The organism is Neiella holothuriorum (assembly GCF_019457915.1).
GTDB lineage: Bacteria > Pseudomonadota > Gammaproteobacteria > Enterobacterales > Neiellaceae > Neiella > Neiella holothuriorum.
This window is the reverse complement of the sequence record NZ_JAHZSS010000012.1, coordinates 113,696-124,891: the sequence shown is the minus strand read 5'-3', so window position 1 is coordinate 124,891 and position 11,196 is coordinate 113,696. Positions and strand designations below refer to the sequence as shown.

Annotated in this window: 3 protein-coding genes and 1 tRNA gene; 1 reads left to right on the top strand and 3 read right to left on the bottom strand. The window is 48.6% G+C overall.

What is annotated here, in order from left to right:
- Positions 1-124 precede the first annotated feature (124 nt).
- Positions 125-216: transfer RNA gene (locus K0504_RS11200), tRNA-Ser, on the top strand.
- Between the two features lie 332 nt (positions 217-548).
- Here the strand turns inward: K0504_RS11200 and K0504_RS11195 are convergent.
- From K0504_RS11195 to K0504_RS11185, 3 genes are all read right to left on the bottom strand, one after another.
- Positions 549-2,903 carry a tetratricopeptide repeat-containing diguanylate cyclase gene (locus K0504_RS11195; protein ID WP_220104284.1) on the bottom strand — a complete coding sequence of 785 codons (2,355 nt, stop codon included), beginning with the start codon at positions 2,901-2,903 and terminating at the stop codon, positions 549-551.
- Between the two features lie 206 nt (positions 2,904-3,109).
- A complete protein-coding gene (locus tag K0504_RS11190; protein ID WP_220104283.1) occupies positions 3,110-5,839 on the bottom strand; it encodes a sulfide/dihydroorotate dehydrogenase-like FAD/NAD-binding protein in 2,730 nt (909 codons plus the stop codon).
- 2 nt (positions 5,840-5,841) lie between these two features.
- Entirely contained in the window at positions 5,842-10,833 is a 4,992-nt protein-coding gene (locus K0504_RS11185) for a 2-oxoacid:acceptor oxidoreductase family protein (protein ID WP_225918092.1), read from the bottom strand.
- Between the last annotated feature and the right edge of the window lie 363 nt (positions 10,834-11,196).

Genomic DNA, 11,196 nt, shown 5'->3' with positions numbered 1-11,196 from the left:
CTCGGTTGAATGCACCTGACTTGAAATCAGGCGAAGGGTCAAACCTTCCGGGGGTTCGAATCCCTCCCTCTCCGCCATTTATATAGAAAGTACGCAATTCGCGGACTTTCGACATGCCCCCTGCGGAGAGGTGGCAGAGCTCGGTTGAATGCACCTGACTTGAAATCAGGCGAAGGGTCAAACCTTCCGGGGGTTCGAATCCCTCCCTCTCCGCCACTTATTCAGAAAGCCTGCTTTTATAGCAGGCTTTCGTCGTTTTAAGGCTCCGTAAACATTGAAACTCCAGTTGCTAAATATTAATTAACTGGGAGGGTGAAGAGCTCCGTGGGTACAAGCCAAGTGCGACGGGCGAGACATCATCACTCTAGCGATGGTCCTAAGGGGAGGTGCGCAGCACCGCATAATCCGTCCAGCTTTGCCATCTATATAGAAAGCCCGCCGTTCTTTTAAAAAGAGCTGCGGGCTTTTGTCATTCTGGCGTTTGATAAAACCGCGCTGTTAAATTTGTTTAACGACTCAACGTGGCGCGAGCTACGCGCTGTAACTGCCTAAGTGTCATCACGGCAAACCGAAACACGATCCCTTCCTTGCTTCTTGGATTCGTAAAGTGCTTTATCCGCACGAATCATCAGCGCGTTGGTCGACACATTTGTTGAGTCTGCTGCGGCGATGCCAAAGCTACAGGTCACGTCGACGTTGCTGAATGAGTTAGTGGCTATTTCTTTGCGCATAGATTCAGCAATGTCGTTTGCTTTATCGATACTCGCGCCGGGTAACAAGATACAAAACTCTTCGCCGCCCAACCGCGCAGTAAAGTCGTTTTGACGCACTGATTTCTGAAAAATTTCCGCAACGCCTTTAATGACGCTATCACCAACATTATGACCGTGGGTATCGTTGACGCTCTTGAAGCGATCAATGTCGGCAACAATAACGGCGTATGAAAAGGGCGAAACGGGAGACTGGAAATCGTTGTCGAGTCGCTCAAGCAAGGCTCTGCGGTTAAAGCAGTTGGTCAGCGGATCGCGAATCGCTAAGTCACTTAATTCTTTGTTGCGCCGTCGATATGATGAGAACGTTCTAATCAGAAAAATTGCAACGATGAAACACGATAGCAAGAGCGTCGCGAGCGCGACATTGGCATATCTGTTTTTGGTGAGCTCCAATTCTGCAATCATGTTGGCTTGTTTGATAAGTTCGAGTTCGCCGTTTTGTTTGGCGATGTTGAGTTCATCAATTTGGACCCGCTTTCGTAAATTCTTCAACTCGGACTCCAACTTAAATGAATCAAATTTTGCTTTTACCTGGTTGATTTCAAACGCATCCTGCTGTTTGCTCAACTTCTCCATCGCGCTGATTTCTTTTATCGCGTAGTCGAGCGATAGGGCGGTGTTTCCCCGAAAACCGTGCATCGTTCTCAACGCCTTGTATGCATACAGGGCATGTTGTTCTAGCTTTTCTTGCTGCGCTAAACGTATCGATTCTTCAAGTAGCAATGCGGCTCGGTTTTCATCCTTGTCTATCAAGAACTCGCCGAGTGCATTCAGCGATTTGATTAAGTGCTCATTACTATTTGATTGGCGGGCAAAATCGAGTGACGTTTCATACCTGTCTAACGCGGCAGCCTGATTTCCTTGGGCGCGATAAATATGTCCGACTATCTTTATCGAATGTGACGCTCTGAGCAGATCATTGTTCGACAAATAGATAGCAATCGACTTTTCGGCCATTTCCATTGCTTGTTCATATTTACCACTCAGGTAGTCAATGCCTGCAAGCTCGCGATAAGCCGCCGCAAGGGTGGTGGGCTTGATGCCTTTATCGTTGAGATCAATCGAGAGTTGGTAAAACGATCGTGACTCCTCGTGCTTTTCAAGTCGGGTATATAAAAGACCAATTTGATTGGATGTGTCGGCAATTTTGTCGGTGTCGTTTAACTTGAGATAGGTATCATGAGCCGCTTGTGTATGGCTGAGCGATTTTTCGTATAAGCCAATATTGCGGTAAGCCATACCAAGCAATGATGCCAACTCGGCACGATCGAGCGGTTCATCAATTTGCTCGTAAAGACTTATGCTTTGCAGTGCATGATGAATGGCCGACAAATAGTTGTGTTGTTGGTATTCCACAATAGCGATATTTTTTAACGCGCGCGCTGATTTGGTTTGGTCTCCAATTTCCGTACTGAACTCATAAGATTGTTGGTATGACGCCAATGCGCGCTGTGGATTATTTAACCGCTTATATGACTGTGCAATTTCATGGTGAATAGCAGCCAAAGCGCGCTGTTCTTTGGGATCGTCGCCGGCTAAGAATTGCAGGGATTTTTGGTATTCTTCAATTGAACTGAGATAGTCGCCATTTTTGTAATAGCCATTCGCTTTTGTGCTTAATGACCGGCTCATGAGGGATTTGTCGCCGTAATGTGTCGCAACGCCAATCGCCTCGTCGCTTACACGAATTCCTTCAGCAACATCACCGGTTATAAATAATATTTTTACGTACTCGATCAGTGACGTTAGGTGTGTGCGTTCTCTACCAAGATCTTTATCGATATTAGATGCTTGTAGAAAGTGATATTTGGCGGCGGCATAGTCTTTTAACTGCTTCGATAACTTGCCAAGTTGGGTATGAGCTTGTGCCGATAGGGCAAGGTTCTTCTCACGTTTTGCTTTGTTTAGCGCGGCTTCGGCGTAGCGATAACTCTGTTGCAAATCAGACGATCGCAGTGAACGAGATGTCGTTAACAGTTTTTTGCCCGACCAAGTACTGATGTCAGTGTTAAGTTGTGACGGTAGGGGAGCTTGTTGAGAAAAGGCTGCGGTATGGAACGCGACTGCGACAATTAATGCAAACCACATCAGTAATCGTGCGGTGTAATGCACTTGTATTCCGTACTGCATTTGGCCAAAACTCCGTCATATAGGCTCGAATAACCAGCACATTATACATTAAGTTTCTGTTTGGTTACGGTTAAGAAATAGGGTGCTGTCACATTTGATGGCGTAAAAATTCGTTGGACGAATATTAGGTCATTCTTCGTAGCGAAAAACAGCAGAGCCCACTTAAAACGCGGGCTCTGTACGTGGAGTTCGATCATTAATCTAATTTAGTCGATCAGTAAGTGATCAATCTGACTTTGATGCTCTTGCGGCTTAAATTGATTAAACCGAGGCAGCAATTTGTCCCAGTCAATGACATGACTGTCGATTTCCGGGCCGTCAATGCAAGCGTGCTTGCGGATCAACTTACCGTTCTCCATGACAGGCACCATACAGGCACCGCACATACCGGTGGCATCCACCATGATGGAGTTTAGACTCGCAACACAGTTGACCTGATAACCTTTGGTCAGATCGCTCACTGCGCGCATCATCATAGGGGGGCCAATGGTGATCACTTCAGCAATGGCTTCTTTGTTATCAATTAGCATTTGCTCTAGCGGGATGGTGACAAACCCTTTGCTGCCGAAGCTGCCATCGTTACTGGTATAGATCACGTTTAACTGATCAGGGTAGTTCGATTTTAGTGCCTCAACGCGGCCGCCTGGCTCGGTCCAAAAACAGTGTGCTTCGCCACGGAAACCGGATATTAAAGTGACATGATTACCGGCTTCTAAGTGGCTGCGCATGATCGGATGGACGGCGGGTAAGCCTACACCTCCGGCAGTAAATACCGCTCGTTTATCGTTAGCGTGGGGCTCAATATGACTGGGTTGGCCAAGTGGCCCAGCAATGGCCACAAAGCTATCACCCGTCTGCATCTGATTAATGAGCTTGGAGCTAGTGCCTAGCCCTTGGATCACCAAATCAATGGTGCCTTGGGACTCGTTCCAGTCTGCCAAGGTTAACGGGATAAGCTCGCCTTTTTCATCCGCTAGAACTCGCACAAACTGACCTGCTTTTGCGGACTTAGCAATCAGCGGTGCTTTAATTGTCAACTCGACAATCTCTTCAGTTAGCTGGCGCCGCTTGACGATTGTTGGCGGTGTTTGACCTAGATCTGTGTAATTGCTGGCTTGGCTTACAAGGTTATGAATTTCCTTGTCGTTGAAATTCAAGCCTTGCATGATTTCTTTCGCTGCAGCCTGACCGTCGCCGGCAGCTTTAATGGCCGTAGAGCCACCTCGAGTGGCATCGCCGCCACTGTATATGCCGCTAACAGACGTTTGTTGTGAGCCCTTGTTTAATACCAATGTTCCCCATTTTGAAGTGGTTAAATCGGGCTCAGCATCTTTGACGATGGGGTTTGAACTGTTGCCCAACGCCATGATCACTAAATCGACGGGCACTACTTGGGTATCACCAGTGGCTTGAGGGCGACGACGACCGGAAGCGTCAGGCTCACCTAGCACCATTACATCTAACGTTGCGCGTGCAACATAGTGATTTTTATCGCCATGAAATTCACAAGGCGAGCGAAGCTCGTTGAGCGCTATTCCTTCCTCTAAAGCGTGATGTAATTCCTCAACCCTAGCGGGCATTTCTTGCTGGGTACGTCGATACACAATGGTGACGTGAGCACCTAATCGACGTGCAGTGCGGGCGGCATCCATCGCGGTATTGCCGCCACCGATGATCATAACTTGTTTGTCTTTTACCTCGGGCAAGGGCGTCTCGTATTGCGCCTCGTTGGCATGCATTAGGTTAACCCGAGTTAGGAACTCATTGGCTGACATGATGTTAAGCAAATGCTCGCCAGGAACGCTCATAAAGCGGGGGAGGCCAGCGCCAGTGCCAACGAATACTCTGGCAAAACCAGCACGCTTTAAATCAGCCAAGGTGGCGGTTTTACCAACGATATAATTGGTTACGAAACGCCCGCCTAAGGCTTTAATTTTGGCAACTACATCATCAATGAGTTGGTTGGGTAAGCGAAATTCAGGAATACCGTAACGTAATACCCCGCCAAGGGCGTGAAAGGCTTCGAACACGGTTACCGGATAACCTTCTTTGGCCAGCAAATAAGCGTTAATCAAACCTGAAGGGCCTGAACCAACAATAGCTATTGGTGGCTTGTTTGCTTTTGCCCAAGGGTTTTCGATGGCTACATCTGGTAATTCACCATTGGTTAGCTCGCGTTCACGTTGGGGTAAAAACCATTCAAGTTGACCTATTTCGATGGGTTTTTCATTGAGGGTGCAAACACCTTGGCACTGCAATTCTTGCGGGCAAACGCGGCCGGTTACGTTAGGCAAAGGATTGGCATCGCGTATGAGTTCAAAGGCGGCTTTTAATTTGCCTTGTCCCATTAAGTTTATGACTTCTGGAATGTGAATTTTAACCGGGCAACCGCCCTCAGACTCGCCGGTTTCTTCGCCCTGAGCATTGCAGATCGGTATGCCGGTTTCGCAAGGGCTATCTTCACACTGCTTGTCGCGAAGCACTTCCAACCAAACAAACAATTCAACTTCACGCAGGCTATAACCTAGGTTGGTGTAGCCCAAATAACCTTGGCTAACGAGATCAAAGTCGTTACTTCGTTCTTCCGGCGGGCGTACATACGGTGGGATGTTCGATTTGCCGGGCCAATCTTGTGACAATCCTTTGAACATCGGGTACAAGCCCGACAAATGGTTATCGAGCGCTTGCACAAAATAGCGTTTTTGTTTCAAGGGCACGCGCCACAGATAACGTTGTAAGGCTTTGCTCAACTCATTGTCGGCCAATAATAATTCCCACAGTTTATGGGTAAAGGCTTCTGACAAATTGCCTTGCTTTAGAGTTTGTCTAATGGCGCGCTGACTCTCTTCAATAATCATTTGCTGAAAGCGCTGAGGATTGTGCTCCATTTGCTGCATCAGCATGTCGCGTTGCGATTGTGATAGGGACATTGCCATAACTAAGCCTCCGCTACCGTCGCTGGATTGACGTGGATGATCTCGGCATCACATTCATCTGCGATGTGTGTAATGCGGCGAATCAATTCGTCAGTGATTTGTATATGATCGAGCGCCCCAGGTATGACTCTACTGACGACTTTGGCAACACCGTCATCAACAATGGTGGTTTTTTCGAACACTTCGCCAAGTTGTTGGTAACAAGTTTTGCAGTCCGTACATTGGCATTGTTCGTCATCGGGGATATCAACTAGCGGCATGTCGTTATTGGCGCTGGCTGCAATTTCGTTATCGTTTATCTCAGTGACCGGAATCGTCTGAGCGGGCGATAACGCACCAGCAGTCATCGCCAACTCGGCCAAACCGTTGGCAATATTGTCGATGGCTTGTTCGTTGGCATTAACGGCGGCTTCATAGCGTTGTTGCCATTGCTGCAGTTGTTGTTGATAGTCACGTTCAATGTTAACCAAATGCTGGCCGCTGATGTATTGCAGCATGCGCCAGTTGCGCAGACGCTCTTCGGTCAACGCAACAATCGAGCTCGAAACGGCTAGTTGTACTAAATGACGTTGCTGATCTGTGCTCCAAATAAACGGTACTTTACCTAAACGCTCCGTCACCGAAAGTTGAATAAAGTCAGCGACAGCGATTAAGTCATCAATTGTATCAACGGCTTTAAAATGTTTCTTAAAGCGTCCTTCTCGTAGGGCAAAGTCAGCAGGCGTAAATGCGACTTGCTTAAGCTGAGTGATGCCATCGGCATCGACATAGCTCATGGTTTGGGTCGCCCAATCGTGCTGAACATCAGGGTTCCCTTCAAGCGAGAAGCGTTCTGCTAAGGTTTCGCCTTTACGTGGATCGTGCACGAACACAGGGCTCATGCGGCTATCTACTGCTAATTGAGCATGCCGCGTACTGGCGTCATCAGCAATGCCTTGCTCTCCCAAACAGGGGGTGTAGACATCGAATAATGCAGGTGCATCCTGATAATTAAGGTACTCAATCAGGTTTGACATAAAATGGCCCTGCAGCGACGTTGATGTTTGTACCACCATCACTTTCGGGTGGAAGGTCGCAATAATGCCAAGCTCTTTTCGCGCTTCTTGCTTGCCGCTATGCGCGTGCCCAAACCGGCTCAGATCAGAGTCTTGCCCGGTAAAGCTAGACGTTGATGCCTGACCGCCGGTATTGGAATAACTACCGGTGTTAAGCACTAGTACCTTGACCGGTGTAGAGGTGGTTAACAAACGGGATAGGGCACCAAAACCTATGTCATAGGTCGCCCCATCACCGCCAATGCTTAATATGGTTGGTAAGAGTGCGAGCTCTTGATCTGACAAATGCTCCCATTCTAAATAGCGAAGCTGGTTATCGTGGCTACTCGGATCGTAAAGATCATCAATGTCTAACTTGGCACTTCGAATGGCCTTGAATTGGCTGATTTGGTTGGCCACTTCACCTTCAAAAAGCCCTTTGGCAATGGCTGGGGTGTCCTGAAACAGGCTGTTAACCCACGGATCATTGTACGGGTTCGATGGAAACGTAGAGGCGTACACACTGCTGCAACCGGTCGCATTTGCAATTAATGCATTCGATGGTCCGTTGCCCGTTGGGCCGTGCTCGAAGTGGAACAAACGCTTTTCAAGTACGGCAATGGTTTGCTCAATGCGCGCCTTCCGATTTGGATCTGCAGGGTCATTTATTAACGTTTCACGCTTGTCTTCGAGCTGCGTGATTAACTGCTCCAACTGAGCAATATGTGCGTTGTAACGTTGTTGCTGTAGGGCGTGATTGACCGAGGTAACTAACCGCAACGCTGTCACTTCACCACAGCCGCGGCAAGCGCCGTGACCGGAGCTCATGGCATAGTAGTTGTCTCGATCCAGCAATAGGCGTTTGGCCTCACCGCTGGATTGGGTTGCTTGTTCAATAAAGCGAATAGGCGTGTTTGGCATGGCCGCTAATTGATCGAACACCTTGTGCATTTGCGCATGCAATTCGCCGGTTTGGCGCACTTTGTTTAATGCTCCAGGGCCACAGACATCAACACACTCCATGCAGCCACTACATTTGGTTGGATCAATCGCTACGCTAAACATCCCGCCTGTGCCTGCAACATTGTTTTCCATGGCATCAAAAAAGGGTTTGGTGCGGGCATACGGCAACTGTTGCAGCGCGTCACTGACGACATTTAAGTGTTGCTGTAATCCCAAGTTGGCAAACGTCATACTTGCAACAACTTGCGACATCACCTGACTTAACCCCTGGCGATTGCGGTTGGTACGGTATTCGTGGCGTATGCCATCGCAAATGGCGGGAACTTGAGCTTTGACTAACTCTAATTGCGCCGGTGGGATCGCCAACTGACTGATCGTGGCGTTTAGAATGTCATGTAATTCATGGACAGCATTTGGAATGGCGCCGTCTGGGCAAGCAATGGTGCATTCCATGCAGCCGGTACATTGGTCAGCATCGTAAGTGGGCACGTTTAGCCGGAATAGGCCTTTGTCTTTTGTTTTAGCACTGGCCGGTGGCATGAACATACCTGAGCCAGGTAGCACTGGCGCATCACCAATCGAACCATCGGCATAGCGCTTACCGGCAATATCATCGAAGTAGGCGTGGTCGAATAAGCCACAACTTGCATTGCATCCGCTATCGTCTTTGCTCTGAGTGGCTTCTTCAACAAGTTGTGGATCGTCAAATTCGTTGTAGTTAACGGCATGTGTTGCCTCCATACCATCTTTGATAACCGACATGTTGCCGGCAACGACCTTGTCACCTTTGCTGCCAAACTTCTTACTGATTTGCTCCTCAATACGCTGCAACATGTGCTTGGCGTCAGTGCCATGAATTACTTGATCAGCATGACCACACAGAGCACCAATAAAGGCAATGCCCATCATGCGTATTTCTAGGTCGGGTGTTGGCGCGTGCTGCTGTGCCACTTTAAAGGCATCAACAACGTAAAAGTCGATGTTATTGTCGCGAATATACTGGCGAGCAGTGGCAGGTAATTCTTGCCAGACTTGCTGTGGTGAGTGCTCCGTTTGCAAAATAAAGGTGCCATTGGCCGCCAGCCCTTTAAGTGGGTTGGTGTGCATAAACACTTTATGATCGGGTGATAACACCACTTCAACTTGCTGCAACTCAGCATTGGTTATTTTGATGGGCTCAGGAGAGAGGGTAATGAAGAAGTTCGTTGGTGCGCCTGATTTTTCAGAGCCATATTTCGGCATTGATTTTGAATGAAGGCCCAATGTGCCTGCCAAAATATCCGTGAGTAATTTACCCGTAGCGATGGTGCCATAGCCTCCTACAGAGTGAAAACGGATCCGCATTGCGCTATCAGGCAGCAGTATTGGATTTTCGCCAATATCTAAGGCCATGAGTTCAGTATTGGGGTAAGCATCACGTAAACGCTGTTGAATAATCGCAAGCTCGCCGGATGCTTGCTTGTCGAAGAACTGGCTACCCAAGTAGAAGAATGGTTTGCTGGCAGCGTCAAACATATTTTCAAATGCTGCGATCAGGTGGCATGGTTGCAGATCGTGGCCACCGAGGCCAAACACACCGGTACTTATTTGCGGCGCTTGGGATAATGCTGGAATGTCTGCATGGCGCAGAGTCACTGCATTTTCACTTGCCTTAAATAAGGCGCGACTCACGCGCTCTGTGAGGCGAGTTTCATCGCACCGTTCGAGAATCGTGACCGCTTTTTTACCTGCTAGTTTTTCAACGATTTGTGCTTCGGGGAATGGGTGTAGTTGCTTAATAGACAAGACGCCAACCTTTTGCCCTTGTTGGCGTAGGTAGCTTGCTACAGCTTCCGCATCGTCGGTGACCGAGCCTAACCCAACAATGACATAGTCAGCATCTTCACACATGAAGTCCATCACGGGGGCATACTGGCGGCCGGTGAGAGCGGCGTAATCGATCATGGCTTGTTCGATCATTGGGCCCACGTCACTCATAAAGTGAGTGTTGTGATCGACAATACCGGCCTGATAGTCAGGTTGGTTTTGCACCCCGCCGGTTAAGCCCGGGTTATGGGTATCAACTAATGCTGGAACGCGCTGACGACTGCCTTTCGGATAAGCGTTGAGCCAGGCTCGCCGCCATTTTGCGTGGAGTTCATTGGGAAGCCACTGCAAGGTCTCATCGAGTAGCGCCGCTGCATCGTCTTGTTCGAGGTTTTCATCGTGTGTACCAATGTATGCAGTTAGCGATGCTAGTTTGTCTGGCCAGCATTGGTCTCGGTATTTTTTGATAAATTGATTGAGTTGCCAAACACGCCCTTTGGCACCGTATAGCATGCGTTGTGCTTCGGTTGGCGCCGCAATTCGATCGGTCGGTGAGCCCAAATACTGTTTCAATAGCTCTGGCTCAGGTAACTGCACTTCACTTTGAATATGACTCGTTGCAAAGCCGTCCATGGTATTTGCAACAGGGATCAGCGATTCAGCACTGACACGATAAGCTATTGCTGCAAGATCGGCAGCTTCTTGGGCGTTACTGGCAAATAAAGTGGTGTAACCGGCGGAAAGAAGGGCGTAGACATCGTCATGGCCAGCCATCACATTTAAGGAGTGGCGAGAGACTGAACGAGCGGCTACATGCAATACAAAGCCCGCCGCTTTTTTCCCCACCGTCACGTAGTGAGATTCAAGTCCGTATAAAATACCCTGACTCGATGAAGCGTTCGACATGTATTTACCGCCGGTCAACGCGGCGCCTAACGCGCCACTTTGCGCAGAATGCTCACCCTCAGGCTCAAAAAAGAACGGATGTTCACCCCATACATTGCAGCCACCTTGGGCACGAAATGCTTCGTATAGTTCTGAAATTTCAGTCGATGGGGTAATGGGGTAACCAATTACGCCGCCACAGACATGTGACATCACATGGGCGACAGCGCCATTGCCATGGATAACGGTTGGAATACCTGGAAAAATTGCGTCAGCACTGCTGTCTGGCTTGGGTGAAATAGACATAACCTAATCTCCTTGTGCTTCAAGGTGACTATCTGAGCGGGCGAGGTGTTGGTGGTCGAAAATCCTCGGAGCGATTCTGCTCAGTAGCGTTGGAGCCTATCTTGGCTTTAAAGCCTTGAAACGGTAACGATTCAAATAACCCTACTTTTATTATTGAAATGGTATGCCGACTGATGCCCCGATAATGTGCAAATCTTCACAAGAACTGGTCGGAACATCGGAGGGGATTTGACTAGGGACAATAAAACGACCGAGTTGATTGCAATCGCGCTTTAGTGCGCTTCGCAATGCAAACGTTCGCTTTGTTCCCGGAAAGAGGGAGCTAGCAGTGAAGAGTCAGGCGATTGTTAATGAACGGCGCAT

Excerpts from the sequence above, each read along its gene's own strand:
- K0504_RS11185 (WP_225918092.1), bottom strand. The coding sequence starts at position 10,833 with ATGTCTATTTCACCCAAGCCAGACAGCAGTGCTGACGCAATTTTTCCA.
- K0504_RS11195 (WP_220104284.1), bottom strand. The coding sequence starts at position 2,903 with ATGCAGTACGGAATACAAGTGCATTACACCGCACGATTACTGATGTGG.
- K0504_RS11190 (WP_220104283.1), bottom strand. The coding sequence starts at position 5,839 with ATGGCAATGTCCCTATCACAATCGCAACGCGACATGCTGATGCAGCAA.